27 protein-coding genes are annotated in these 26596 nt (G+C 58.8%); 12 read left to right on the forward strand and 15 right to left on the reverse strand.

The features are described from left to right. Positions 1-47 precede the first annotated feature (47 nt). Positions 48-896, forward strand: a complete 849-nt coding sequence (locus tag B8783_RS16650; RefSeq protein WP_084421258.1) for a Rossmann-fold NAD(P)-binding domain-containing protein — start codon at positions 48-50, stop codon at positions 894-896. Positions 897-996: 100 nt separating this feature from the next. Further along, a complete protein-coding gene (gene yghU, locus B8783_RS16655; RefSeq protein ID WP_084421260.1) occupies positions 997-1866 on the forward strand; it encodes a glutathione-dependent disulfide-bond oxidoreductase in 870 nt (289 codons plus the stop codon). A gap of 321 nt (positions 1867-2187) precedes the next feature. On the opposite strand, the gene B8783_RS16660 is transcribed toward yghU, so the two are convergent. From B8783_RS16660 to B8783_RS16695, 7 genes are all read right to left on the reverse strand, one after another. Then, a complete protein-coding gene (locus B8783_RS16660) occupies positions 2188-2766 on the reverse strand; it encodes a hypothetical protein (RefSeq protein WP_084421261.1) in 579 nt (192 codons plus the stop codon). Positions 2767-3032: 266 nt separating this feature from the next. Further along, the gene (gene metH / locus B8783_RS16670; protein WP_084421264.1) at positions 3033-5681 is read right to left on the reverse strand and encodes a methionine synthase; all 2649 of its coding nucleotides are present in this window, start codon (positions 5679-5681) and stop codon (positions 3033-3035) included. Next, positions 5682-5882 (reverse strand): hypothetical protein, encoded by a 201-nt coding sequence (locus B8783_RS16675; protein ID WP_084421265.1) that lies wholly within the window; start codon positions 5880-5882, stop codon positions 5682-5684. Beyond that, positions 5879-6442 (reverse strand): pyridoxamine 5'-phosphate oxidase family protein, encoded by a 564-nt coding sequence (locus tag B8783_RS16680; RefSeq protein WP_084421266.1) that lies wholly within the window; start codon positions 6440-6442, stop codon positions 5879-5881. The genes B8783_RS16675 and B8783_RS16680 overlap by 4 nt, the downstream gene beginning before the upstream one ends. 11 nt (positions 6443-6453) lie before the next feature. Continuing rightward, positions 6454-7500: a homocysteine S-methyltransferase family protein gene (locus B8783_RS16685; RefSeq protein WP_084421267.1), complete on the reverse strand. Its 1047-nt coding sequence runs from the start codon at positions 7498-7500 to the stop codon at positions 6454-6456. Position 7501: 1 nt separating this feature from the next. Then, a complete protein-coding gene (metF, locus tag B8783_RS16690) occupies positions 7502-8419 on the reverse strand; it encodes a methylenetetrahydrofolate reductase [NAD(P)H] (protein ID WP_084421269.1) in 918 nt (305 codons plus the stop codon). Next, positions 8416-9393 carry an ArsR/SmtB family transcription factor gene (locus tag B8783_RS16695; protein ID WP_084422160.1) on the reverse strand — a complete coding sequence of 326 codons (978 nt, stop codon included), beginning with the start codon at positions 9391-9393 and terminating at the stop codon, positions 8416-8418. The genes metF and B8783_RS16695 overlap by 4 nt, the downstream gene beginning before the upstream one ends. A gap of 162 nt (positions 9394-9555) precedes the next feature. On the opposite strand from B8783_RS16695, the gene B8783_RS16700 reads away from it, so the two are divergent. Together B8783_RS16700 and B8783_RS16705 are read left to right on the forward strand one after the other, a co-directional pair. Further along, positions 9556-10338 carry an MlaA family lipoprotein gene (locus B8783_RS16700; protein ID WP_084421271.1) on the forward strand — a complete coding sequence of 261 codons (783 nt, stop codon included), beginning with the start codon at positions 9556-9558 and terminating at the stop codon, positions 10336-10338. Between the two features lie 13 nt (positions 10339-10351). Continuing rightward, entirely contained in the window at positions 10352-10975 is a 624-nt protein-coding gene (locus B8783_RS16705; protein WP_084421273.1) for an MlaC/ttg2D family ABC transporter substrate-binding protein, read from the forward strand. 223 nt (positions 10976-11198) lie between these two features. Here the strand turns inward: B8783_RS16705 and B8783_RS16710 are convergent, their stop codons facing one another. Next, complete coding sequence (locus B8783_RS16710) at positions 11199-11948, reverse strand: PRC-barrel domain-containing protein (RefSeq protein WP_084421274.1); 750 nt, start codon at positions 11946-11948, stop codon at positions 11199-11201. A 191-nt stretch (positions 11949-12139) separates the two neighbouring features. On the opposite strand from B8783_RS16710, the gene B8783_RS16715 reads away from it, so the two are divergent. From B8783_RS16715 to B8783_RS16730, 4 genes are all read left to right on the forward strand, one after another. Next, positions 12140-13246: an S-(hydroxymethyl)glutathione dehydrogenase/class III alcohol dehydrogenase gene (locus tag B8783_RS16715; RefSeq protein WP_084421275.1), complete on the forward strand. Its 1107-nt coding sequence runs from the start codon at positions 12140-12142 to the stop codon at positions 13244-13246. Positions 13247-13300: 54 nt separating this feature from the next. Next, positions 13301-14812 (forward strand): lactonase family protein, encoded by a 1512-nt coding sequence (locus B8783_RS16720; protein WP_139792405.1) that lies wholly within the window; start codon positions 13301-13303, stop codon positions 14810-14812. A 24-nt stretch (positions 14813-14836) separates the two neighbouring features. Beyond that, positions 14837-15214, forward strand: coding sequence for a VOC family protein (locus tag B8783_RS16725; protein WP_084421277.1), 378 nt, complete (start codon positions 14837-14839; stop codon positions 15212-15214). Positions 15215-15394: 180 nt separating this feature from the next. Beyond that, entirely contained in the window at positions 15395-15979 is a 585-nt protein-coding gene (locus tag B8783_RS16730) for an SOUL family heme-binding protein (RefSeq protein WP_084422161.1), read from the forward strand. Between the two features lie 4 nt (positions 15980-15983). On the opposite strand, the gene B8783_RS16735 is transcribed toward B8783_RS16730, so the two are convergent. Then, a complete protein-coding gene (locus B8783_RS16735) occupies positions 15984-17069 on the reverse strand; it encodes a glutathione S-transferase N-terminal domain-containing protein (protein WP_084421278.1) in 1086 nt (361 codons plus the stop codon). 60 nt (positions 17070-17129) lie between these two features. Here B8783_RS16735 and B8783_RS16740 point away from each other — a divergent pair, with 60 nt between their 5' ends. Both B8783_RS16740 and fghA read left to right on the forward strand, forming a co-directional pair. Then, positions 17130-17450, forward strand: coding sequence for a hypothetical protein (locus B8783_RS16740; RefSeq protein ID WP_084421279.1), 321 nt, complete (start codon positions 17130-17132; stop codon positions 17448-17450). A gap of 122 nt (positions 17451-17572) precedes the next feature. Beyond that, complete coding sequence (gene fghA / locus B8783_RS16745) at positions 17573-18409, forward strand: S-formylglutathione hydrolase (protein WP_084421280.1); 837 nt, start codon at positions 17573-17575, stop codon at positions 18407-18409. A 77-nt stretch (positions 18410-18486) separates the two neighbouring features. On the opposite strand, the gene B8783_RS16750 is transcribed toward fghA, so the two are convergent. The 6 genes from B8783_RS16750 to ectA all read right to left on the reverse strand — a co-directional run bounded on the left by B8783_RS16750 (position 18487) and on the right by ectA (position 25072). Then, positions 18487-19932: a sodium/proline symporter gene (locus B8783_RS16750; RefSeq protein ID WP_084421281.1), complete on the reverse strand. Its 1446-nt coding sequence runs from the start codon at positions 19930-19932 to the stop codon at positions 18487-18489. Then, positions 19929-21185 carry an MFS transporter gene (locus B8783_RS16755; protein WP_233355837.1) on the reverse strand — a complete coding sequence of 419 codons (1257 nt, stop codon included), beginning with the start codon at positions 21183-21185 and terminating at the stop codon, positions 19929-19931. The genes B8783_RS16750 and B8783_RS16755 overlap by 4 nt, the downstream gene beginning before the upstream one ends. Before the next feature lie 80 nt (positions 21186-21265). Further along, complete coding sequence (locus B8783_RS16760; RefSeq protein WP_084421283.1) at positions 21266-22717, reverse strand: aspartate kinase; 1452 nt, start codon at positions 22715-22717, stop codon at positions 21266-21268. Between the two features lie 105 nt (positions 22718-22822). Beyond that, on the reverse strand, positions 22823-23212 hold the full coding sequence (locus B8783_RS16765) for an ectoine synthase (protein WP_084421284.1): 390 nt from the start codon (positions 23210-23212) through the stop codon (positions 22823-22825). A gap of 5 nt (positions 23213-23217) precedes the next feature. Then, a complete protein-coding gene (gene ectB / locus B8783_RS16770) occupies positions 23218-24519 on the reverse strand; it encodes a diaminobutyrate--2-oxoglutarate transaminase (protein WP_084422162.1) in 1302 nt (433 codons plus the stop codon). Between the two features lie 61 nt (positions 24520-24580). After that, complete coding sequence (ectA, locus tag B8783_RS16775) at positions 24581-25072, reverse strand: diaminobutyrate acetyltransferase (protein ID WP_233355838.1); 492 nt, start codon at positions 25070-25072, stop codon at positions 24581-24583. 259 nt (positions 25073-25331) lie between these two features. Between ectA and B8783_RS16780 the strand changes: the two genes are divergently transcribed. Together B8783_RS16780 and B8783_RS16785 are read left to right on the forward strand one after the other, a co-directional pair. Next, positions 25332-25901: a MarR family winged helix-turn-helix transcriptional regulator gene (locus B8783_RS16780; protein WP_084421286.1), complete on the forward strand. Its 570-nt coding sequence runs from the start codon at positions 25332-25334 to the stop codon at positions 25899-25901. Between the two features lie 118 nt (positions 25902-26019). Further along, on the forward strand, positions 26020-26580 hold the full coding sequence (locus B8783_RS16785) for a c-type cytochrome (protein ID WP_084421287.1): 561 nt from the start codon (positions 26020-26022) through the stop codon (positions 26578-26580). Positions 26581-26596 lie beyond the last annotated feature (16 nt).

Consider the following 26596-nt stretch of genomic DNA (forward strand, 5'->3'; position numbering starts at 1 on the left):
TCGAAACTCTAGCTGGCAGCGTTACAGCTAGATGCTCAGGCAGACAAATGACAGATCAGTTACGCAAGCTCTTTCTCATCGGACCCGGCTATGCCGCGCAGCACCTTGCGGAGCTGTGCCGTGATGCGGGCGGCTGGGAGATTATCGGCACAGCCCGCAGCGAGGATAAGGCGACCGGGCTGAAAAAGGCTGGGATCACACCGGTGCTCACCAGTGATGATGACGGCATCAGGCAAGCCTGCGAAGGCGCGCATATTGTTATCTCGACGCCGCCGTCTGATGAGGGGTGTCCGGGGTTTGCGCTTGCCGGTGATTATGCGGGGGGCGCGGCCAGCGTCACCTATCTCTCGACAACAGGTGTCTATGGCGATCTTGATGGGGGCTGGGCGTTTGAGGCGCTAGGTGTCTCGCCTGGCTCAGACCGCGGCGAACGGCGCGTGCTGGCTGAACGTCAATGGCAATTTGCGCGGGCTGATGTGCGGCTGGTGCGCTTGCCGGGCATCTATGGGCCGGGGCGTTCGCAGCTGGAGCGCCTTAAGGATGGCAAGGATGAGCAGATCATCAAGCCGGGGCAGGTCTTTTCACGCATCCATGTTGATGACATCGCATCGGGCCTGCTGGCGCTGATCGAGACGGGGGCGCCGGGCGGGGCGTATAATCTCTGCGATGATGAGCCGGCCCCACCGCAGGACGTGATGGATTTTGCCGCCGACCTGCTCAGCCTGCCACATCCCGCACGCACCGATATCGACAGCGCGGATGTCAGCGAGATGGCGAAAAGCTTCTACGCTGAATGCAAGCGCGTGCCGAATGCGAAGATCAAGGCGGCGACGGGGTGGCGGCCTGCCTTCCCGACGTATCGCGAGGGATTGCGGGCGATTTTCGAGGCCGGCTGACCTTCGGTAAATAGGTGAGAGTAGACCGCGTCGATTGAACGAGCGGCGTGCCGTCCTATTTTTTGTGCAGATAAGAAAACCAAGCAGGAATGGAAACGATATGAGCGACCCGACCTATACACCGCCAAAAGTCTGGACCTGGGACAAGGAAAGCGGAGGCCGGTTCGCCAATATCAACAGACCCATCGCCGGGCCGACGCATGACAAGGAGCTGCCGATCGGCAAACATCCGATCCAGCTCTATTCGCTGGGTACGCCAAATGGCGTGAAAGTCACTATCATGCTGGAAGAGCTTCTGGCGGCGGGCCATTCGGGCGCTGAATATGATGCCTGGCTGATCAATATCGGTGAGGGCGACCAGTTCGGCTCTGGCTATGTTGATCTCAATCCCAACTCCAAGATCCCAGTTATGGCCGACCATTCGACCGACCCTGTCACGCGGGTCTTCGAGAGCGGGTCGATCCTGCTCTATCTGGCTGAAAAATTCGGCGCCTTCCTGCCGACAGACCATCACAAGCGCACAGAGGCGATCAGCTGGCTGATGTGGCAGATGGGCTCTGCGCCCTATCTCGGCGGCGGGTTTGGCCACTTCTATGCCTATGCGCCGGAGAAGTATGAGTACCCGATCAACCGGTTTGCGATGGAAGTGAAACGCCAGATGGACGTGCTCGACCGCAATCTGGCGGATCGCGAATACATGGCGGGCGACGAATACTCCGTGGCCGACATGGCGATCTGGCCGTGGTATGGCGCGATGGCCAAGGGCATCATCTATGACGCTGGCGAGTTCCTGCAGGTCCACGAATACAAGAACGTCATCCGCTGGACCGACCAGCTCGCCGAGCGCGAAGCGGTCAAACGCGGGCGCATGGTGAACCGGACGTTCGGTGACCCGTCATCGCAACTACGTGAGCGCCACGATGCAAGCGACTTTGACACGAAGACGCAGGATAAGGTTGAGGGCAAGTAGCTCGCAGTTTTAGGTCTGCCAGATCATCCAGGTAGAACCGAACACAATCGAAAAAACTAGCATCCCCAAGGCCGCGCTCGTCAGATGGCGACGCGCGGTTTTTGCGGCAGACTTCTTTTTGCGTCGGTGTAGCCCTTTGAATGCGGGTCTGGATACGCGAGTGAGGCGCTCGCGGATTTTGCGCGCTCGCCGTTCCCCACGTTCGTCATTTAGCCGCCGCATCGAGTGACCTCTGTCATCAGGACAGGAAAAGTGAAGCCAGATCTTGGGGTAAACGGATTTAAGGTTTCTTGAGCCGATATTAGAAATTCAAAACGCCGCTCAGCCGTCCCCGCAAACCTCATCCGACAGCGTATCGGCCCAGCCGGAGACGCCGGTTTCGTTGAAGAGGGGGCGTCTGTCTTCGTCGCCGACATTGACGATGGCGATCTGCGCGGTGAAGGGCGGCTCCATATCGCGGGGCAGGGCCGCTGAGGTCGTGGCGGTCATAATGTCGCCGGGTGCGGCGATCTCAGGCACTTCGCGCAAGGCCCGGTCATTATAGAAGGGCGTATCTGCGCCCTCGTTCAGCAATTCCAGATCGTAGGTGAACCCGGCGACCGGGAAGGTCAGATTGTTCGTCACGTCGAAGGTCACCGTTACATAGCGCAGCATGTCGTTTCGCTGCACGTCCGAGACGCTGATATTGCTGATCGGGAGGCGGGTCTGGATGCAATTGAGATGGGCGGCATCGGACGGGATGATGTCATCGGTTTGCGAGACGGCGTCGCCCGGTTCGCTGATGTCCTCGGCGTCGTTCGTTGCGGGGAGCGGCTGTACGTCTGCCGGCGCGCGATCGCTGCAGGCGCTGAGGATGGTTGCGAATAGCGCGGCGGTGATGAGGATTGGTGCGAGTTTCATTTGCTGTCCTTTCGGGCGCGTTGCCACGCTATGGAGCCGGTGACGGCGTCAAAAGAAAGAAGGCGGAGGTCTCGGGTTTGTTCCGATTGCTGGCTTTTGGCGGCTTCATCCTTCGACAGGCTCAGGATGAGGCTGCGCTGTGTTGAAAAGCCGCTCCTCGATCCCAACCACAACCTCATCCTGAGCTTGTCGAAGGATGAAGCGTGCAGCCGGGACGCCTGCATGGTTCGACGTCGCTCACCATGCGGGCTCTCGGTTTGCGTAGCTTATGCCGCTTCGTCGCTCGCAGTGGCGAAAGGGTCGTAATTGAGGATTGGGGCGAGCCAGCGTTCGGCCTTGCGTTGGTCCCAGCCTTTGCGGGCGGCATAGTCGGCGACCTGGTCGCGTTCGATCCGGCCAACGGCGAAATAGGCGCTTTCCGGGTGGGCAAAATAGAGCCCCGAGACAGACGGCGCCGGGCTCATCGCGAAGCTTGAGGTCAGTGACACGCCGATGCGCTCTTCGGCTTCGAGCAGCTTGAAGATCAGCTCTTTTTCGGTGTGGTCCGGCTGGGCCGGATAGCCGGGGGCCGGGCGGATGCCGCGATACTTTTCCTTGACGAGGTCCTCATTGTCGAAGGCCTCATCCGGGTCGTAGCCCCAGAGGGATTTGCGGACCTGCTCGTGCATGTATTCGGCCATGGCTTCGGCAAAGCGGTCAGCTAGCGCCTGGACCATGATGGCGGAATAATCGTCGCCCTTGTCCTTGAACGCTTTCGAGATGGCATCGGCCTCGGCGCCGGACGTCACGCAGAACGCGCCGATATGGTCGCCCTTGGCGGCGATATAGTCAGCCAGGGCGAGATTTGGCCGCTCATTGGTTTTCACCATTTGCTGGCGGAGCGTGTAGAGCGTGTCGCCGGTGTCCAGCTTGATGTCGTCGCCGTCGCGCTCAGCGCCCCAGAAGCCGATCACGGCTTTTGGCTTGAACCAGGCTTCGCCGACAAGGCGCTGCATCATGGTCTGGGTGTCGCGCCAGAGGTCTGATGCGGCTTCGCCGACGACCTTGTCCTCAAGGATTTGCGGGTAGCGGCCGGCAAGATCCCAGCTGGCGAAATAGGGCGTCCAGTCGATGTAGCGCGCGAGCGCCGAGAGGTCGAAATCCTCGAACGTCTTCACGCCTGTGAAGGTCGGGGCCGGGGCCGATGGTTCGGTGGCAGTGAAGCCTTTCTTGCGGGCCTCGCCAATCGGCAGGCGCGGGGTTGGTGGACCACCGGCGCGGCTTTCGCGGATACGCTCATAGCGGGCCTTGGTGGTGCCCCAGAGGGTTTCGCGCTCACCTTCATTCATCAGGGCGGAGACGACACCGACGGCGCGGCTGGCGTCCAGCACATGGATGACGGGGGCGTTGTTGCGGACCGGGTCAATCTTGACGGCGGTGTGGGCCGGCGATGTGGTTGCGCCGCCGATCAGCAGCGGCAGGTCAATGCCGAGGCGTTGCATCTCTGCGGCAACGAAGACCATTTCATCGAGGCTCGGCGTGATGAGGCCAGAGAGGCCGATCATGTCGGCTTGATGCTCAATTGCGGCTTCGAGGATTTTTTCCGCCGGGACCATGACGCCAAGGTCGATGATGTCATAGCCGTTACAGCCGAGCACCACGCCAACAATGTTCTTGCCGATATCGTGGACGTCGCCTTTGACGGTGGCGAGAATGACCTTGCCATTTGACTGGTCGACGAGGCCGAGCTCTTCCTTTTCCTTCTCCATGAAGGGCATCAAATGGGCGACGGCAGCTTTCATGACGCGGGCCGATTTCACGACCTGTGGCAGGAACATCTTACCGGAGCCGAACAGGTCCCCGACGATATTCATGCCGTCCATCAGCGGGCCTTCGATGACGTGGAGCGGACGGTCTTTCTTGAGGCGAACCTCTTCGGTGTCCTCAACGATGAATTCGGTGATGCCGCGCACCAGGGCATGTTCGAGGCGTTTTTCGACGGGCAGGTCCCGCCAGGCGGTGTCCTTCTCCTGAACCTTGCCCTTCTGGCCGCGATAGCGCTCTGCGATCTCGAGCAGGCGCTCGGTGCCGTCGGGGCGGCGGTTGAGGATGACGTCCTCGACCAGTTCGCGCAGCTCAGGCTCGATATCGTCATAGATGTCGAGCTGACCGGCATTGACGATGGCCATGTCGAGGCCGGCCGGGATGGCATGGTAGAGGAAGACCGAGTGCATGGCGCGGCGCACCGGCTCATTGCCGCGGAACGAGAATGAGACGTTCGAAAGACCGCCAGAGATATGACAATGGGGCAGGTTTGCGCGGATGCGCTTGCAGGCCTCGATGAAGTCGACGGCGTAATTGTCGTGTTCTTCAATGCCGGTCGCGATGGCAAAGATGTTCGGGTCGAAGATGATGTCTTCTGGTGGGAAGCCGATCTCTTCGGTCAGCAGTTTGTAGGCACGCGCGCAGATTTCGTATTTGCGCTCTGCGGTGTCGGCCTGTCCGACCTCATCAAACGCCATGACGACGGTGGCGGCGCCATAGGACATGACCTTGCGGGCCTGTTCGAGGAATTTCTCTTCGCCTTCTTTCAGCGAGATGGAGTTCACGACGGCTTTGCCCTGAACGCATTTCAGGCCGGCCTCGATCACTTCCCATTTGGAGCTGTCGATCATCACGGGCACGCGGGCGATATCCGGCTCAGCGGCAATCAGGTTGAGGAAGGTCGTCATGGCCTCGACGCCGTCCAGCATGCCCTCATCCATGTTCACATCGATGATCTGCGCGCCATTCTCGACCTGGTCGCGCGCCACAACGAGGGCGGCGTCATAGTCGCCCGCCTTGATGAGGTTACGGAATTTCGCCGATCCGGTGACGTTGGTCCGTTCACCGATATTGATGAATGTGGCGGTGGAGGCTTGTGACGTATCTGACATTTAGTCCGGGTCTCCGGGAGATTTGAAGCGGACATAGCCGAGTGGCAGTCCGACAAGAAAGAAGGTCATGGCTGCGCCGATGCCGGCGCAGATGCTGGCGGGAAGTGTGCCGAGGCCAAATGCGGAAGCGAGCAGGCGGACAAGGGCATAGGCGACCATTGCAGCGATGAAGCCAAGAGCGAATTTAAGGGTCGGGATCATGAGGATGTCTCCGAGGTGATGCCTGGAAGGCCGTCGATGCTGGTCGCATTGCCTTCGCGCCAGCGTTGTTCCCATGTCCGTCCATCGGTGCGTGGGTTGTCGGCATAACGCCTGAGCTGCTCTCGCTCGCCCTTGAACTCATAGAAGGGCACACCCCAGCCGCAGCTGTCTGAGATGCGGTCGAGTTTGACGGTTATAATGGCGCGGGCCTTGTCGAAGGCCGGGAAGAGTTTGAGCAGGCCTGGAAAGCGCGGATCGTCAAACTGGACTGCTTCGCCTTTGCCATAGAGGCGGACGATGTTTGCGGCGCCCTCATAGGCGCAAAACATGATGGTGATGCGACCATTCTCATTCAGGTGCGCCATGGTCTCGATGCCGGAGCCGCCTAGGTCGAGCCAGGCGACGGTTTCGTTGTCGATGACGACGAAGCTGTCATACCCTTTGGGGCTGACATTGACGTGGCCGTCATCGGATCGCGGCGCGGTGGCCACGAAGAACATCTTTTGCGCTTCGATGAAAGCGATCAGCTTGTCATCGAGCTTGTCATAGGTCTTTCCCATAGTGTCCTCGTTCAGCTTGCCAGCACGAACGGCTCCAGACCCGACAGGCGCATGGCCGTTTCCGGGGTAGGGATAGCACGTGGCGGTTTGCCTGTAACAGCTTTCGCAATCGCGCCGATATGCGGCGGCGTGGTGCCGCAGCAGCCGCCAAGTACATTGACGAGGCCAGACGTTGCCCATTCCTGGACCTGCGCCGCTGTTTGTTCAGGCAGCTCATCATATTCGCCGAACTCATTCGGCAGACCGGCATTCGGATAAGCGATGACGCGCGTATCGGCGACTTTGGAGATCGAGGCGATGTGCGGGCGCATCAGCTTGGCACCGAGCGCACAATTGAGACCGATGGCCCAAGGCTTGGCGTGGCGCACTGAATGCCAGAAGGCTTCTGCGGTCTGGCCTGAAAGCGTGCGGCCGGAGGCGTCGGTAATCGTGCCGGAGATGATGACGGGGATATTGTCACCGGTCTCGGCCCGGTAATCCAAAACGGCTTTGATCGCGGCCTTGGCGTTCAGCGTGTCGAACACCGTCTCGATCAGGAAGAAGTCGATGTGCGGCGCCATGGCGACGGCCTGCTGATGATAGGCTGTGCGCACGTCATCAAAGGTGACTTCCCGGAAGCCCGGATCGTTCACATTCGGCGAGAGGGATAGCGTCTTGTTGGTCGGGCCAAATGCGCCGAGCACGGCAACCGGGCGGCCGGCAGCGTCGGCGGCCTCGCGGGCAAGGCGCGCGCCAGCTTCGGCAAGCTCCGGCGCGATGTCCTGCATGTGATAGTCGGCCATCGCGATGGTTGTGGTGCTGAACGTGTTCGTCTCGATGAAATCAGCGCCAGCCTCGATGAAGGCTTTGTGGACGCTCCGCACAGCATCTGGCTGCGTGAGGTTCAGCAAGTCGTTGTTGCCGCGCACGGATGTGTCCCAGTCAGCAAAGCGCTCACCGCGGAAATCTTCCTCGGAGAAATTATGCTTCTGGAGCATGGTGCCCATGGCGCCGTCGAGGATCAGGATGCGCTTTTGCGCTTCGGCTTCGAGGGCGGCGAGGCGTTCGGTACGTGTCATATCAGGCGGCCTCAGCTTCGCGGGCGGGTTTCAGCCCGAGCAGGTGGCAAGTGGAGAGGGCGAGATTGGCCCGGTTCAGCGTGTAGAAGTGGAATTGCGAAACGCCGCCATCCGCCAGCTTGTGGCAAAGCTCTGCTGCAACATTGGCCGTGATGAGGTCTCGTGTGCTGGCATCATCTTCAAGCCCTTCATAGAGCTGGTGTAGCCAGTCCGGCAGGGTCGCCTGACAGAGATTGGAGATCTTCTTCAGGCCGTTGAAATTCGGCTGCAGCATGATGCCCGGCACGATCGGCATGGTGATGCCGGCATTACGGGCCCGGTCGAGGAATTCGAAATAGATTTGCGGCTCAAAGAAGAACTGCGTGATGGCCCGGTCTGCGCCAGCGTCCTGCTTGGCTTTGAGGTGCGCGAGATCAAAATCCCAGCCGCGGCTGTCGGGGTGAGGCTCCGGGTAGCAGGCGACGGACACTTCGAAGACCTTGCCAAGGTCTGGCCGGTGCGCACGGAGGGCTTCGACCAGCTCTATGACATTCTTGAAGCCGCCATCGGTCTGGCGCCATGGCTGACCCATTCCATCTGGCGAGTCGCCGCGAAGGGCCACGATATGCCGGACGCCTGCCTGCCAGTAATCTTCTGCGGTCTGCAGCACGTCGTCTTTCGTCGCGCTGACGCAGGTGAGGTGCGCCGCCGCTGTCAGAGAGGTTTCGTTTGCAAGACGCGATACGGTGTCATGCGTGCGTGTGCGGGTTGAGCCGCCAGCGCCATAGGTCACCGAGACAAAGTCCGGCTGCATCGGCTCAAGACGGCGGACGCACTCCCAGAGGCGTTCGTCCATGGTCTCGTTCTTCGGCGGGAAGAACTCAAATGATACATGTGGGCGCGTGCCCGTCTGGCGGGCGGCAATTGCGAGGTCGCTCATGCGGCAGCCTCCTTCTTCAAAGCAGGTTTGAGACCGCTCCAGATCAGAACGGCAATTCCTTTTTCCAGGTCCGATGGCGGATCGAAGCGCAGCGGTTCATTCAGCTGCAGTCCGGCCTGCGCGGCCCAGTTCGACATATTATCCTGGCGGATGCCAAGGCGGTGGTGTCCGAATTCCTCACGCATGAACTCGTGATCATGGCGGGCGAAATCGACGACGATGAGTTGGCCGCCGGGCGTCAGAATGCGGCTGGCTTCCTTCAGCACACGCTCAGGTTCTTCGAGGTAATGCAGCACCTGGTGTACGATAACGACGTCAGCGCTGGCGGAGGCAAACGGTGTTGAGGTTGCATCGCCCTGACGCACGCGGACCCCGGCGATGCCGGCTTCTGCGAGATTGGACCTGGCGAGGGTGAGCATCTGGTGGGACAGATCAAGGCCTTCAGCCTCGTGCGCGCGATCTCCGAACAGGGTCAGCATGCGCCCGGTCCCGGTGCCGAGATCGACGACACGGCGAAAGGGGCCTGGCCCGGCAAGTTTCAGGATGGCCGCTTCGATCAGCTGTTCCGGATAGTGCATGGCGCGGATGCGGTCCCAGTCGGTGGCGATCGAGCTGAAATAGGTCTCGGCTGAGGCCTGCCGTGTGCGCCGAACCGCGTCGAGCCGTTCAAGATCGTCTGGAAAGTCACCTGATGTCTCATCGATCTGATCGAAAAGACCGTTCAGCAGGGCGCGCGCCCAGCCCTCCGTCGTGAGTCTGTAGAACACCCACGCCCCTTCTGGCAGGCGCTCTGTCAGGCCCGCAGCGGTCAGCGCTTTCAGGTGATGAGAGAGACGCGGCTGGCTTTGCCCGAGGACAGTTACCAGTTCGCCAACGGCAAGGTCTCCGTGGCGCAGCAGCGACAGGATACGCAGACGGGTCGGCTCACCTGCCGCCCTCAAGGCTTCAACGATTATCTCTGCGCTTACACTCATATCATCATATAAACATGCATTTATATGCATGGCAAGCGACGGCTTCTGGCCGTTGCCAGCAATTCATGTTCACGTCTTTATGAACTGTTGTTGCTTCTTCGTCGTATTGAAAGCCTGGACCTGTTTGCTCATATGCTGGTCTGAAAAGCACGGAATTTAATAATGATCAGATTAGCACTGGCCGCCGCGGCCGCATTCTCGATGACGGCCTGTGCCACCTCTACGCAGGACTCCTCCAGCTCAGGCGTGTATGACCCGTTCGAAGGCTTCAACAGAAATGTCTATGCTTTCAACGAGGTGGTCGACAAGGCCGCTCTGGAGCCGACGGCTCGCGCCTATCGCGCCATAACACCAGGCTTCTTCCGTGATGGGGTCAACAACTTCCTTAGCAATCTGGGGCAGCCTGTTGTGTTCGTGAACTCCGTCCTGCAGGCCAATCCAGACGCGTCGGCCGACACGCTCGGACGTTTTCTGATCAATACGACTGTTGGAATTGGCGGTATTTTCGATGTGGCCTCTACGCTGGGCGTTGAGAAGCACAATGAAGACTTTGGTCAGACGCTTGGCGTGTGGGGGGTAGAAGAAGGCCCCTATCTGATGCTTCCGCTCCTCGGACCGAGCAATCTACGGGATACGGCGGGTATGGTGACGGACCGGGCTTTCGATCCGCTGACATGGACCGAATTCGACGATCCTGACCTTGATGAACAGATTGCGGTTGGCCGGACGGTTGTCGGGGCGATTGCCGCGCGGGAACGTTTCATCGAAGCGATCGAAACCCTTCGTTCGCAGCCCGAACCCTACGTCGCGCTGCGGCGTAATTATACAACCCAGCGCCAAGCCGCTGTGCGAAATGGCCAGATTGAGGCGGACCCCTACAAAGATTTGCCCGATTTTGATGCTTTCATGGATGAAGACGAAGATGCGTCAGCGTCCGATAATTAACAGGAATAAGATTATGAAATTCCGCAGTACAATACTTGCAGCAACGGCGATGCTGGCAGTTTCCTCCCCTGCCTTCGCAGACGCGAAAACAGAAGCATTCGTCACCCAGAACGCCAATGAAGTGCTGAAGGCGCTGAATGATCCATCGCTGGATGCTGATGGGCGCACCGCGCTTTTCAGCCAGTATATGGAGAAGTTCACAGATCTTGATGCTGTGGCGAGATTCGTGATCGGCAAGTATGCACGTCGCTTCACGCCTGAAGAGCTTAAACGCTATCAGGATGCTTTCCGCACCTATGGGCTGGCGATCTATGAAAACCAGCTTGATGACTATCGCGGAAATGATGTGGTGGTGACCGGCTCGGTCGATCGGACAGCGAATGACTCGGTGGTCGATACAAAGATTGAGCGTAGCGATGGACGCGAGATGGATGTTCGCTGGCGCGTGCTCAAGCGCAATGGCGAGTATCAGGTTGTTGATGTCGCGCTCGAGATGGACGGCAATCTGATCTGGCTGGCGATTGAGCAACAGGCGCAATTCCTGTCGCTTCTGGACCGGACCAATGGATCGGCTGACGCCCTCATTGCCAAGATTGAAGCCATGACAGCCAAGCAGGAAAGCGAACGCCGCAGCTAGGCGCTGTCTCTGACAAAGCAAATTTATGACCCCGGCCTCGAAAGCAGGCCGGGGTTTTTATTTGTGGCCTCTCAATTTCGGGTGGCTTCCATCGAGGTCCCTTCTTAGTGACGCCCTAACAAAAGCCGGCCCAACCTGATGGTTGAGCCGGCTATGGTCGAGATAATTATCTATCTCTTCTGGTTTTCAGACGACGCTTATTGTTTTTGTCGTCCATCTTCTTCTAGTCGTCGTCACGATCATATTTGAAGATTGGCATCATGTCGAAGTCCTCAGCCGAAGCATCGATCACGATTGAACCACCGTCACCCTGCTCGACCGAGATGCGGTCGAAAGCAAGCTGGCGTTCGTCGCCCGGCAGGGCAGATTCGCTGACAACGGCGTATTTCGCTTCGCCTTCAGGGGTGATGATAATGTCGTTGATGCGGACGGATTCGTCTGAATTCAGGAAGTCAGCCTGTGTGCCGATCATCTCCGAAGCCAGGCGGTAGTCGTTCAGGCCATCCTGATCAAACTCGGCGACTTGCTGGATCGCGTCTTCGGTCATGCCGACAGTAAAGCCAGGCTCATTGTCGTCAGTCATCGTCAGGTCGAGCTGATCATAGGCCAGCGCGCCTTTTGTGCCGATAAGGTCAACAAAGTCACCGCTGCGGAAGACGACCGTATCAATCGAACCGTCGGGATTGATGAGCAGGTCATCGAGTGTGGCGATCTTTTCGCCATCGACGCCCATCACTTCAGCACCGATAAGCTCGCCGGCGCTCAGTTCGCCTGAGGCGAGATAAACCGTTTCAACGTCCACGACATCAGCGTCGTCCATCATGATGTCCGTGTCGTTGGCATCAGTCATTTCGGCGGTTTCGGTCGTCTGGGAATCGTAGCTTGCATCGCTCGTCTTCACGTCGCCGTCCGAACATGCGGCGGCACCAAGCATAAGGGCGGATGCGGCGGCAGTTATCATGAGTTTCTTCATGTCAGGTCTCCTTCTGGATTAGTGGTAATGAAACGGCCACCACACCAAGCTGTTCCAATGACTCTCGATTGGCCTGTCTTACATTCGTTTAATGAGTGCAGTCTGGAGGGCCAATTTCGGCGAGAAAGGCTTGCCCGCTGCAGCTCAACGCTTCATGTTCCGGCCAGATACGAAACCTACAGGATTACGATATGAAAACGCGCGCCGCCGTCGCCTTTGAAGCCAAGAAACCACTGGAAATCGTGGAAGTGGACCTTGAGGGGCCAAAGGATGGTGAAGTGCTTGTCGAGATCATGGCGACAGGCATCTGCCACACAGACGCCTATACGCTCGATGGGCTTGATTCAGAAGGTATTTTCCCGAGCATCCTGGGCCATGAAGGCGCCGGAATTGTGCGCGAGGTCGGCAAGGGCGTGACCAGTGTGAAGCCTGGCGATCACGTGATTCCGCTCTACACGCCGGAATGCCGCCAGTGTAAAAGCTGCCTCTCCGGCAAGACCAATCTTTGTACCGCAATCCGCGCGACGCAGGGCAAAGGCGTGATGCCAGACGGGACCAGCCGCTTCTCTTACAAGGGCCAGCCGATCTACCATTATATGGGCTGCTCGACTTTCTCGAATTTTACAGTGCTGCCTGAGATTGCGGTCGCGAAAATCCGCGATGACGCGCCTTTCGACAAGGCTTGTTATGTCGGTTGCGGCGTGACGACCGGCGTTGGCGCGGTGGTCAACACCGCCAAGGTGCAGGTCGGCGATAATGTCGTCGTCTTCGGTCTCGGCGGGATCGGTCTCAATGTGCTGCAGGGCGCGAAGATGGCAGGCGCCGACAAGATCATCGGCGTCGACATCAACAATTCCAAGAAGGAATGGGGCGAGAAGTTCGGCATGACCCATTTCGTCAATCCGAAAGAGACCAAGGACGTTGTCGCGCATCTGGTCGAGCTGACCGATGGTGGCGCGGATTATTCGTTCGATTGTACCGGCAATACCGATGTGATGCGTCAGGCGCTGGAATGCTGCCATCGAGGCTGGGGCACGTCGGTCATTATCGGCGTGGCCGAAGCCGGCAAGGAAATCTCGACGCGGCCCTTCCAGCTCGTCACGGGGCGCAACTGGCGGGGCACGGCCTTTGGCGGCGCGAAGGGGCGCACCGATGTGCCGAAGATCGTCGAGTGGTACATGAACGGCAAGATCCAGATCGACCCGATGATCACCCACGTCATGAAGCTCGACCAGATCAATGATGCATTTGATCTGATGCATGCGGGCGAGAGCATTCGAAGCGTGGTGGTGTACTAAGGGCCACCATGGCGATTGGCGGGATCAGGTGGTTCGGTTTCCAGGGTGAATGAGATGGGCAGGATCTCGTTGGCATTGCTGTGCGTAGTCCTGACCTGCGGCGTGGCGCAGGCCGAACGCCGCGGGGAGGGCGACACATTTCAGAACCTGACTGCCATCGCGGCAGCCACGGATAAGCCCCTCGTCTATGTGCTGGAAAGCAGCGGCAGCAGACTTATCGAAGTCGATGCGATGACTGGCGACCGCCGGTTGATCGCGGACTTGTCCGGACAGGCGGGCGGTGTCACCGGCATCGCCTATGTGCCCGGGTCTGGCCACGTCCTGGTGCGGACCGGCCATGGTCGGCTTTTCGACGTTTCCGCCAAGACCGGGGCTAAGCGGGAGGTTGCCTACACATCCACGGACAAGGCACGCGAAACCGGCGAGGCCTTTATCATTAATACTGAAATGGTGGTCTCGCCTGACGGCCGCACAGCCTATTTCATTGACAAAGCACAGCGCCCAGTATTGGGCCGCGACGAAGATTATCTCACGCTTCTGGCTGTCGACATCGAGACGGGCGCCACGGCACAGGTGCGGCGCGAGCCCGATGATCCGACGCCGATGAACTGGATTGAGCCACACTTCTCGATATTTTCCGGCAACATTATGCTGTCGCCGCTTGCGCGGGTGCTCCTCGCCTCTGCGCCTGACGGCTCATTGTATGTTCTTCACGGTGATCGGGGTGACTGGTCCGACAATGTTGTCGATCCGGCGAGCGCACGGACACGGCAGGCTATCCATGGCGGCAATACTGACGACGTCCTGCAAGATTTGCGCGCCGTTGCTGTTGATGAGCAGTTCATCTTTTTTGCTGATGCAAGGCTGCGCTCGGTCCTGCGGGCGCCTCTTGGCTCTGCCAGCTGGGACGCACTTGAAATAGTCTCAGGTTGGGAAAACCGGCCGGATGGGGAGCAGGTTGCCGCCGGTCCGGCGATTGTGTTTCCGGTAGACATGGACAGCTTGCCGGACGGCGAGCTCGTCGTCGGCGACGGACATCACAATGCGATTATCGGCGTCGACCCAATGACGGGCGAGCGGCGCCTCATCTCAGGTGAGACCCGCCCATATGTGCCTGAACGCGAACCGATATCGATGGGGCTTCAATTCATCCTTTGCGAAGATGCCCACAATGGTTCTCTTGAAGACCTGCGCAAGACCTTGACGGGCTATAATTGGGAGATCGACGACGCTTATCCGATGATCCGGTGCAGCGATACCTACGGGTCTTCATCCTCCGTGGACTTGATCAAATACGCCGCCAGCGTGCCGTCGGGCACATCGCTCGCTGTATCGCTGGCCCGCTATTATATCCGCGAGCTGGAACAGCCCGAGCGAATTGCGGATATCTACAATACGATCGATGAAGTGCCCGGCTGGCACAGCGGCACTTTCATCGACTTCCTAAGGTTCCATCGTGACAATCCGGCCTGGAGCGATACTGACAGGGATACTTATGACCGGGTGGAAGCGTTAGCCCGCAGATTTGGCGCCAAGACGCAGGCCGAACTCGATAATCAGCAATAAGAAACAAGAACGGAGTTAACACCAATGTACAGCCACATGATGGTCGGATCGAATGATCTCGACAAAGCCAAGAAATTTTACGACGCAACCTTCGAGGCGATCGGCGGTAAGCCGGGGATCACCGATCCGAAGGGCCGTCTGGTCTATCTGCACAATGGCGCGGTGTTCCTCGTCACCAAGCCGATTGACGGCGAAGCGGCGACCCCCGGCAATGGCATGACGATCGGTTTTGCGATGACGTCGACCGATCAGGCCGATGCGTGGCACAAGGCCGGCGCTGCGGCAGGCGGCAAGCCGATTGAAGACCCGCCAGGCTGGCGCGAAGGCGGTGGCCAGAAGCTCTATCTCGCCTATCTGCGTGACCCGGACGGCAACAAGCTCTGCGCGCTCTGCCGCGGTTAGTCGGGCTCACACAGACTAAATGAGCGCCGCTCCACCTTACCGGCGGGGCGGCGTTTTTTATGGATGGCCAGCGTTCGATTCCAATCCGTTTGCCCTGGGCTTGCGTAAGATGAGTCTGAAACAGGAGTTCAATCCATGCGACGTATGCTGCTTGCCGCCGCTATTTTTGGAGCTGTTGCCATGACTGCCAGTGCCACCGAAGAACCGTCCTTCGAGACCGTCACCGAAGACGGCAAGATAGAAGTGCGCCAGTATGAGCCCATCATCGTGGCTGAGACGGACGTCTCGGGCGACATGAAGGAGGCCAGCAACTCAGGCTTCCGGGTGCTCGCCGACTATATCTTCGGCAACAACACAGCGCGCAGCGAGATCGCCATGACCGCGCCGGTGACGCGTACGCCATCCACCAAGATCGATATGACTGCGCCCGTCACACGAACCGCCAATAATGACGATAGCTGGACGGTATCTTTCACCATGCCATCGAAATGGACGATGGAGACGCTGCCTGTGCCGAACAATCCGGCCGTTTCAATCCGCGAGGTGCCCGGCGAAATGCTGGCGACGATCAGGTTTTCAGGCTCTGGTCGGATGAAGACGCACAAGGCCAAGCAGGCAGAGCTTGAAGCGTGGATCGGCTCGCATGGCTATGAGGCCACAGGGCCGGCGAGATATGCCGGGTATGATGCGCCCTGGAAGCCGGCCCCCTTCCGCCGCAATGAGGTGCTCATTCCGGTGAAGCCGGTCTCAAGCGGCGCTGGCTGAACTGTCAGGCCAGCACGACCTGGCAGTTCTCGCGCTTGAGGCGCGGATAACCGAGTGATTTGAGATCTGCGGCGCCAATGCGCTCGAGGAGAGCGTCCGCGCGGGCGCGCGCGTCGTCATCCATGGCATGATAGACATCCAAAGCGCCTTGCAGCCGCCAGAGCGGGAAGCTGCGGGCCTTGGCCGGGCCGCGGGCGCCTTCAATCTCGATCATGATATCACCGAGGGCGCGGGGGACGCGCTGACCCGGCTCGGCTTCAGCAGCCCACTCTTTCAGGAGGTCACTGGTTTGAAGCAGGGCCGGAAGCTGTTCCCGCATCTGTCGTTTGAGGATCGGCAATAGTGTTTCTGGAATTGTATCATCTTCTGCGAGCGGGCCTAGGGCGCCGCCGGCTTGCATCCGCTCCGTCCAGTCGGCGACCTTGGGGGCGAGCTTTTTCATCAGCTTTCCGGATTCCGGGTCGCGGTAGAGGTGGGCGTAGAGCGGCCCGTAAACGGCAAAGTCGGCAAGCGTCGGGCGCGCGCCGAGCAAATAGGGGTGATGGGTGAGATGGTCTGAGAACTCGGCGAGAAAGGCTTCATAGCTTGTCTCGATGCCAGGGACGGTCGCATCGCTGACGCCGAGAACCGGCAGAGCGCCCTTGAAGCGCGCGCCATTCTTCTTGCCGAGGGCATATTGTTCGTCTTCGGACAAATGCGGGGCCGACAGCGCGCCGAACTCGGCATAGGCCCAATCCTCATTGTAATTCCAACGGTAGTGCATCGCCGGGATGACCAGCCACTCATCGCCGAAGAGGTGAAGTAATTCACTGACGAAATGCTGGAGAGGGGTCGCTGGCCAGACGGATGGCGCGGGGGTTTCTGCAGCTTCGATGTGGGCGATGATGTCTGCGGTGTCCTGCACGATTTCGCCCGATGGGGTGCGCATCACGGGGATGACCGGCCAGCCGACATTTGGCAGAATGATGTTGCGATAGACATCCTGCGTGGCGACATGCTCTTCGTACTTGAGGCCGCGCCAGTCGAGGTATGCCCGTGCTTTCCCGGTAAAGTAGCTGACTTCAGCGCCAAAAATTTCGTATGCAGTCATCGTCTATCCTTACCCACCTGTCTCATTCTACTGTGATATTTCCTATGCGGAGGGGAATTCATGGCCGGTTTCAAGCACTTTTCACTTATCGCCGGGGGTGACACGATGGAAGACCATTCTGTGCCGAATGGCGAGGTAGGCCCATCAGTCATGTCGATGAAGGTATGGGCAGCATCGGTTGAACAGGCTGTGGATGTGATCTGCGAGATCGGCAATGAGATCGGTTTCAAGATCGAACAGAATGTCGAAGTGGTCCGCTCCAAGGCGACACAAGCGCCCCGCGACGAACCGTTTGCCTACGAAGTGCGTGTGACGCCATGCACCGAAGATGACCGTGCAGAAGCGGTGGCCCGTCAGGCAGAGTTGCTAAGCAACGAATAGCGTCTTTCGACGCGGCGTTTCGCGATTGCGACGGTGTCTCCGGCCATGAAAGTGGAAAACCTGCCGCTGTGTGCTAGTGTCTATGGGACTTGAAGCAGACAGATAGAAGTGAGGTTTTTGGTTTGGAAACGGTATCGGAATGGACAAGCTTTGGCGGCGATCTCAGCGTCTATGATCATGAGAGCGAGACGCTGGGCTGCAAGATGCGATTTGCCGTCTATGAACCCCCGCAAGCCTCGGATGAGCCCATCCCTGTGCTCTGGTATCTCTCCGGACTGACCTGCAGCTGGGCCAACGTCATGGAAAAGGGTGGCCTGCAACGCAAGGCCGCCGAACTTGGCGTGATGATCGTTGCGCCGGACACCAGCCCGCGCGGCGAGGATGTGGCCGATGATGATGCTTATGATTTGGGACAAGGTGCCGGGTTTTACCTGACGGCGACCGAAGATCCCTGGGCCAAGCATTACAAGATGGACCAGTATGTGATGGAGGAATTGCCTTCGATCATACGCTCTAACTTTGCCGCGGACATGCGGCGCCAGTCGATCTTTGGGCATTCCATGGGCGGGCATGGCGCGCTGGTTCTGGCGCTCAGAAATCCCGGCCACTTCAAAAGCGTGTCAGCATTTTCACCCATCGTCGCGCCAAGCCAGGTGCCTTGGGGTGAGAAGGCGTTCTCAGCTTATCTCGGCGACGACCGCGAAGCCTGGAAAGCATATGATGCATGCGAGCTTGTGAAGAAGCAGCAGCTTGAAACCACGATCCTGATCGATCAGGGCGAGGATGACCAGTTTCTCGAAGAGCAGTTAAAGCCGGGCCTGTTTGAAGAGGCATGCCGTGAGGTGGGCCAGCCGCTCGCGATCCGTCTGCGGCCGGGATATGATCATTCCTATTATTTCATCTCGACCTTCATGGATGACCACATCATGCACCACGCCAAGGCGCTTTACGCCCGCTAGCGCTGGCGTGATTGGCGACAGAAAAAAGCCCGGCAGGCCTGATGGCTTGCCGGGCTTTTCTTGTTGTGTGGGCCGCTTTACTCGGCTGGAGCCTCAACCGGTGACTGTTCAAGCTCTGCCTTGGTGGCCGGACGTGACAGGAACCAGCCGATCACGAGCGGGATGACGATACCTGGCAGACCTTCATAGATGCCGCCTTGCCAATGCAGGCCGTAGCGCCAGACAAGCGCAATCGCGATGCCGCCAACCATCAGGCCGATGGCGACAGGTTCGCTGACCCGGCGGTTGAGGCAGTAGAGCGTCAGGAGCGGGGCGAACGCCACGGCCAGTGTTGACCAGGCAAGGATCACCAGGGTGAAGACAGACTGGCTGCCCGAGAGGGCGATCCCCAATGCGCCGAGGGTCACGGCGGCGGTTGCGGCTTTGAGAAGGAGCGGGTGTTCCATGCGCTGCGGCGTCAGATCATGCGTGATCGCGGCAGAGCAGGAGAGAACGACGGAGTCAGCGGTCGACATGGTGGCCGCGAAGATACCGGCAAGGATCAGGCCGACGAACACGTCAGGCAGAAGCTGAAGCGCCATTTGCGGCAGGGCAAGCTCTGCGTCTTCCAGTTGCGGCAGGTAGAGACGCGAGAGGAGGCCAAGGCCAGCGGCCAGAATGTAGAAAACGACGAAGAAGCTATAATACCAGACGCGGGTGCGCTGCATGTTCTTTTCGTCGTCCAGCGCCATGAAGCGCACCATGATGTGCGGCTGTCCAACGACGGAGAACCCCGCAAACAACCACCCCAGCACGAAGAAGCCAAAGGCGAGCGCGCCGGTGCCCACCAGTTCATTCGGCTCCGGCAGAAGGTTCATATAGCGCCCTTCATCAAGGGGCATCATTGAGGCAAAAGCACCGCCGAGACCGCCCTGCGCGTAAAAGGCGACGAAGCAGAGAATGATCAGCGCAATCAGCATTGAGATGGACTGGATCGCGTCCGTCCAGATCGAGGCGCGAATGCCGCCTGCAATCGAATAGGCCAGGATCATGGCAGCAACGGCCGTTGCGCCAATTTTCGGGTCAATCTCCAGAACGCCCTCAAGCGCCTTGCCGCCCGCTGAGATCTGGGCAGCCGCATAGGCGCCGAGGAACACGACCATGACGATGGCCGCGATGCGCCGCCAATAGGCGAAATCGTCCCCATGCCAGCGCGATAACACGGACGCGAAGGAGGCTTCATTTGTGGAAGTGGTAGCGTTGCGAAGCTTGCGGTGAATGAAGGTTGAGCCGAGAAAGTCACCGACGATCCAGCCAAACATCAGCCAGAGCGCAGACAATCCGGCCGAGTAGGCATAGCCGATCACACCGATGAAGAGATAACCTGAATTGTTGGTGGCAACCGCCGAGAGGCCTGTGAGCCAAGGTGAAACGCTTTGGCCGGCAAGGTAATAATCTGTGCGCTCCCCTGTTGCTTTCCGGGCTGAGGCTAGTCCCACCACCAGAAATATCGTCAGAATTACAAGGAAGCTGGCAATGATCATGGTTCGGTCTCTGTTGATGCCATCCAGGACACAAACAGGTCAAACTGCTCATTGTGGTCCTCGCCGCGCGGATCGAGCTCCGATAGCGCAAGGCTGGTCGCCTGGGTGGCGTTGAAAGGGTCCTTCTCATCATCGGTCACCTCAGCGTTTTTTACAACGCGTGTGAACATGATGATGGTGAGAAGGGCGAGCATGACACTCGCAAAGGCAAAAAGTCCGGTCGCGCCAAGCGGTGTCATGATGAAGCCGGCAACAAGCGGGCCGACGATGGATCCGATACCCCAGATGACCATGATCCCGGCCATCATGGACGTTGCCTGATCCGGCCGGGCGCGGTCGGCTGCATGGGCGACGGCAACGGCGTAATAGGAGAGGGCCCCCATGCCGAACAGGAAGGCCAGGCCCAGAATGATTGGCTCTGAGGCCGTGTGACTGAGCAGGGCAAGGCCAAGCGCTGCCACGCCGGCCAGGATGCCGGTCGCTGCAATAACGAGCCGGCGGTCAACACGGTCCGAAATCACGCCGGCCGGCCAGAGGCCGACCATGGCACCGCCGAGAATGGCAGCGTTGAAATTGGCGGAGAAGGTCGCCGCGCTCTCCGGCGCGATGGCCTGGGCATAGATCGGATATAGCTGAGCGACGGCGTTGTTCACGGCGCCGGCGCTGAAAGCGGCAACCGCAGCGGCCGGCGCATAGCGGATGATTTTGCGCGGGCCAAACGGCGTGCCGGTCGAAATTTCCGGCTGGGACTGGCGCGTCGCAGAGATGGGCAGGATCATGGCGGCAAAAATTGCCGCAACCATGATGAAGCCCGCCACGCCGCCAGCGGCAGACATGATCGCAAATGGGCCAGCGATTGCGCCGGCCTTTGCGATAACGTGGTAGAAGCCGAGAATCGTGCCGCGCTTGTCGCTGGGCGTTGCGTCTGCAATCCAGCTTTCACCGGCGGTGTAGAGCGCGGCGGCGCAGACGCCGATAACGGCCTGTACGACCGCCCAGCCCATAAGGCTGACGCCGAGGGTGAAACTCAGCGAGGCGAGAATGGCCAACGCCGCAAAAAATACAAAAGAGCGAATGTGCCCTATCCGCATGATCTGTACCGGCGACAGCATGGCTCCCGCGAGGAAGCCGCCAGCAAAGAATGCCGCAACCAGACCAAGGCCAGCATTCGATGCACCTGCCGTCTGCAGGCTTAGCGCGATCGTTACGGATAGGGCAGCCGCTGCACCCTGCAAGAGGGTGAGTGCGCTCACGATGGCGATTACGTTTCGGTAGGGACCGAGCGCATGTCGCCATCCTGAAGCTTCTACGTCAGCTGACGCCGGGCCGCTCATCAGGCGGCGGCACGGATTTCCGAAGAATCGCCGCCCTTGCGGGCAGATTCGACTTCGACCAGTTCTTTGTGAAGAAGGCGGACAGCCTCGTCATAATCTTCTTCGGCGACGATGGTCTGAAGATCGGTATTGCCTGTCATCTGATGCAGGCCGAGAAGGCGGACGCCGCCTTCATGCAGCGCCATGCTGGCGCGGGCGGTGAGGCCCGGAAGGTCAAGATTGGCGCCGATTACAGACACGATTGCTACCTTTCGAATGGAGACTTCGGAGTTCTCATATACTGCTTCGAGGTCGGCCGCAGCCCGTTTGAGGGCTTTGCGTGTGCAATTTACATAGTGGGTGATCGTATTGGCGTTCGAGCACTTTGAAACGATCCAGATATTGTGGCGTGTCAGGGCTTTCAGGATCTCGGCATCATAGCCTTTGACGCCGACCATATCCTGCTCAAAGAGCGAGAAGGCGTAGAGGCTTTCGATGCCCGTGACGATCTCTGCGCGCGCTTCGTCAGGATGGAAGTCGTCCGTAATGATCGTGCCGGCATCGTGGGGGTCAAACGTGTTCTTGACGCGCAGCGGAACGCCCGCCTGACGAAGGCCTTTAGCGGCTTTCGGGTGGACCGCTTCCATGCCCATATTCGAGAGCTGGTCGGCCACATCATAATTGGTCTTGCCGATCTTGAAGACCTTGTCGTCTCCAATCAGCTTGGGATCCGCACTGGAGAGGTGGAATTCCTTATGGATGATCGCTTCGGCAGCGCCTGTAAGCGCGCCAACACGCGAGAATGTGACCTCGGTGTAGCCACGATCATAAAGCTTCACCATGCCTTCGAGGCAACTTGCATAGCCGGTCAGGATGGGGAGTTCGCGCGAGCAGTCGATGCCTGCCATTGAGGTCTGGATCCGCTCGTCGAGGGTCATTTTCTCCTCGTCGCGCCACCCGGTCAGGTCAACAAAAACGGCGTTCACATCATGCTGGCGTAGCAGCAGGGCAGTGTTGTGCGCTGAGTGGGCTTCGCCGAGCGCTGCGAGCATTTCGCGAACGGTCAGCAGGTGCTCGTCGAGGCGGAACTGGCCGTAGGAGCAGAGGCGGTGAAGGTCGATCAGACAGTTGCGAACGCCTTCGACGCGCTCAAGCACGAAATTGTCAGCGACCTTGCAGTCAGTGTGATCGCCGAAGACTTCGGCGTTCTTTTTACGCATGGCCTTGGAGAGGTCTGTGAGGGCCTCGCTCCATTGCCACTTGTTTTCAGCGCTGGCGAACAGGCTGTAGACGCCGGGCTTGCCCGACTTTTTGTGCTCAAGCAGCAGATTGGTCATGCCGGCATAGGCCGAGACGACAAAAATTCGATTGTAGAGGTCGTTGCCCTCGCGTCCGTTGATCAGGACGTTTTCAAGGATGACAGGTGTGTTTGCGATGGACGTGCCACCGATTTTTTCGACGGTATGAGTCATGGTCCGGTTTCCCGAGAATTTGGTCTGGTTGGGGAGCGGCAGCCCTTCAGGCCTGTTGGCCGAAAGGCTGCTTCCCTGGAATATTAGAGCCGATTGGCAGATCTATTAGAGATCTTCCGGCGCAGCATATGAGCCGTCAGCCTGATGTACTTCCTTGCCCGTAACAGGCGGATTGAAGCAGCAGGCCATGTGAAGCTCTTCTTCTGCGCGCAGCGTGTGCTTGTCGTGCAGATTGAGGCCGTACATGACGCCGGGCTTGATCTGGTGCGTCTCGCCGGTGGCGTGATCGGTGATCGATCCCTTGCCGGCCATGCAGTAGACGCTCTCAAAGTGGTTCTTGTAGTGAAAGGTGTGCTCCGATCCGGCTTCCAGCACGGTGATGTGGAAGCTGAAGCCCATATTGTCGTCTGCCAGCAACAACCGGTAGGAGGTCCACTGCGCATCAGAGACGGCGCGGTCGGTGCCTTTAAGCTCATTCAGGTCGCGTACAATCATGTGTCTTACTCCGCTGCGATTTTGAAGCTGGAAAGCGCGTCGCTGGTGGCCGACTTCAGAATGTCGAGGCCCTTTTCGAACATGTCGACAGGCGTTGTGAGCGGTGCAAGCACCTTCACGACTTCGCCGTCGGCGCCGGAGGTCTCGATGATGAGGCCTTTTTCGAAGGCGCGGCTACAGATGTCGGAGGCGAGCTCTCCTGACCCCACATCGACGCCTTGCATCATGCCGCGGCCTTTAAGCTTGGCACCATCGATCATGTCGGCGATGTCCTTCAGGCCAGCGTGAAGGATGTCGGCTTTCTTGGCGACGTCCTTTTCGAACGCGTCGTCTTTCCAGAACTTCTCGAGCGCCACGCGGGCGGTCACGAAGGCGTGGTTGTTGCCGCGGAACGTGCCGTTGTGTTCGGCTGGTTTCCAGATGTCGTGTTCTTTCTTGAGAAGGACACACGCAAATGGGAGGCCCATGCCGGACAGCGATTTGGCCTGGGTCACGATATCAGGCTTGATGCCAGCTTCCTCGAAGCCGAAATACTTGCCCGAACGGCCGCAACCGGACTGGATGTCATCGACGATCAGCAGGGCGCCATGCTTCTTCGCGAGGCGGGCAATGCCTTGCATCCATTCGATGGACGCGGCGTTGAGGCCACCTTCGCCCTGAATAGGCTCAAAGATGAAGGCTGCAGGTGCATCGACGCCGGATGACGAGTTCTCGAGAAGCATCTCGATCTGCTCGATCGTATCGATGTCTTCGCCGAATGCGTTGGCGTAAGGCATGTGGGTCGTGCCATTGAGGCCGCTACCGCCCATGCCAGCACCTGCGCGCTTGCCAGCATTACCGGTCAGCGCAAGGGCGCCCATCGTCATGCCGTGGAAGCCATTGGTAAAGGCGATGACATTGTTGCGCTTGGTCACCTTGCGGGCGAGCTTCACGGCGGCTTCGACGGCGTTCGTGCCGGTTGGGCCTGTCATCATGATCTTGTAATCGTCCATGCCGCGCGGCTTGAGGATATAGTCCTCAAAAGCGCTCAGCCAGTCGGCCTTGGCATCGGTGTACATGTCGAGACCGTGTGCAACGCCATCACGCGTGATGTGCGCAATCAGCGCGTCCTTCATGTCGGGATCGTTGTGGCCGTAGTTCAGCGTCGAACAACCGGCAAGAAAATCGATATAGGTCTTGCCGTCGGCGTCGGTCATGGTTGAGCCGGTGGCTTTCACGAATAGCGTATCGAAGTTGCGGCAATAGCTGCGCACCTGCGACTCGCGTCGTTCGAAAATATTGTCTTGTTTAAGGTCAGTGAACGGCATGCGTTCTGCTCCTGTTTTTTGGTCTGGTTTGGTCTGGTTCGGATAGTCTTTTGTCGACTGCTCAGCCGGATGGCGGCAGATCGAACGGGCCGATGGTGACAAGAACTTCGCTGTCATGGCGGCCTTTGAAATGGCGCTCCTTGTCGAAAAACAACTCGTCTTTCAGGGGAGCACCCAACCAGCGTGCGACACTTCTGAAGAGGCCCCAGGAGGCGTCATTGTCTGGCGTAATCGTGGTTTTGAGGTAGCGGACATTCTTACACGCGGGGCGTGAGAAAATGTCGGCGATGAGTTTCTTGGGAAGGCGCTTGCCGCGAGCTTTCTCGCCGACGGCAACCTGCCACAGAAAAAAGGTATCAGGCTCTTCAGGCGGAATATGACCGCTGACCCAGGCGATAACTTCGCCGTCCTCACGCGCGAGCGCGCAGGTCTGGGCAAAATGCGTTGTCTGGATCAGATTCATATAAAGTGAATTGGTGTCGAGCGGCGGGCAGGCAGCGACAAGATCGTGCACGGCAGCGCCGTCCTCGCTCTTCGGGGATGTAATTTCCATACTTGCCAATTCCATAGCTAACACCTTGACCGGCCTTGAAAGTGCGCAAAGTCGCTGCGCTGAGCCGAAATCTACGTTTTTCGTTCGTTCGATAGTTTGTTTGACGATCTATATATATAGCGAGCTGAAGACTTCAACCCCACTCCGCATAGCTGCGCAAACCGCCGTGATCTCCTTTAAAAACGCAGTGTCAGCCTATATGTTCCAGAGAATACTTAGATGATAAAATAATTCTCTTATTAAAGGATGTCCTGTAAATATGGCACAACTCTCTGAAGGTTATGAGGCAGTCCGGCTGTCGGCCGCACATGCCGAAATGTGGAGCGATGATGACATGCAGGACCAAGGTGAAGTTGCGCTGGTCGCTTTGCGCCGCGTACTCAAGGCGACTGCCAATAATGTGAAGGCCGTGGCGCACAAGACCGGGCTGACCGCGTCGCAGCTTCTCGTGCTTCAGGTGCTGAAGACACAAGGGGACACGCTGACCGGCAATCTCGCGCGCGCGGTAGATCTAAAGCAGGCGACGATTTCGATCCTGCTGGACAGGCTGCAGGAAAATGGCCTGGTTGAGCGTCGCCGCGGGGAGACGGACCGTCGCCGTGTCTGGGTTCATATCACCGATAAGGGTCTGAAAGCGTTGGAGGGCGCACCGGACTTGCTGCAGGAAACCTTCCGCTCCCGTTTTCAGGCCTTGCCTGAATGGGAGCAGGCCAGTGTTGTTGCCGCACTTCTGCGCGTGGTTTCTCTTATGGATGCCGAAAAACTGGATGCTGCACCGCTGCTCGATGTGGGCGGCGTGAATGATCCGCCGCATAACGGGCAGGAGTAGCTGATCAAAGCGCTCGCAGCGCGCCGGATTCGCGTGCCTGGCCCGCGTTTTCCATTTGAAACAGGCATGAACTGAATTACGCTCTTTGCGTGTAGCTGATGGAAAATGGAGTTCCAGCATGAAGAAAACTGTAGTGGCCCTGGCATTTGTGCTGGCTGGTGGACTTGTCGCGGCATGCGGCGGGGGCGAGAGCGAAACCCCCGAAGCGCCGGAGGAGACCTCCCCAAGCGTGCCAGAGAAACCGGAGCCGGGCGATGTTGAACAACAGCCGCAGGCTGCAGAGGTGGAAGAAGAGCCGCAGGCTGCTGAGGTAGACGTCGAAGAAAACATCGAGCTTGCCGGTTTGCCCGCGCCTTACAATACCGCTGACTATGAGCGCGGCCGCCGTGTCTTTCTCCAGTGCTCTTCCTGCCATTCGATCGCGGAAGGCGGCCCGACCCTGATCGGCCCAAACCTGCATGGCCTGTTCTCGCGCAAGGTTGGAAGCCTCGAAGGCTATGAGTATTCAAAAGCCCTTCAGGAAGCTGATTTTGAGTGGACGCCTGAGCAATTGGAGAAGTGGCTCACACGGCCGCGTGACTTCCTGCCTGGCAACAAGATGAGCTTTGCCGGCGTCCAGCGTCCTGATGATCGCGCAAGTGTCATCGCTTATGTGATGGTCGAGTCCGGCTACGAATAGCGGTTCGAAACCACAT

Origin of the sequence: Henriciella litoralis, from assembly GCF_002088935.1 — a bacterium.
GTDB classification, from domain to species: domain Bacteria; phylum Pseudomonadota; class Alphaproteobacteria; order Caulobacterales; family Hyphomonadaceae; genus Henriciella; species Henriciella litoralis.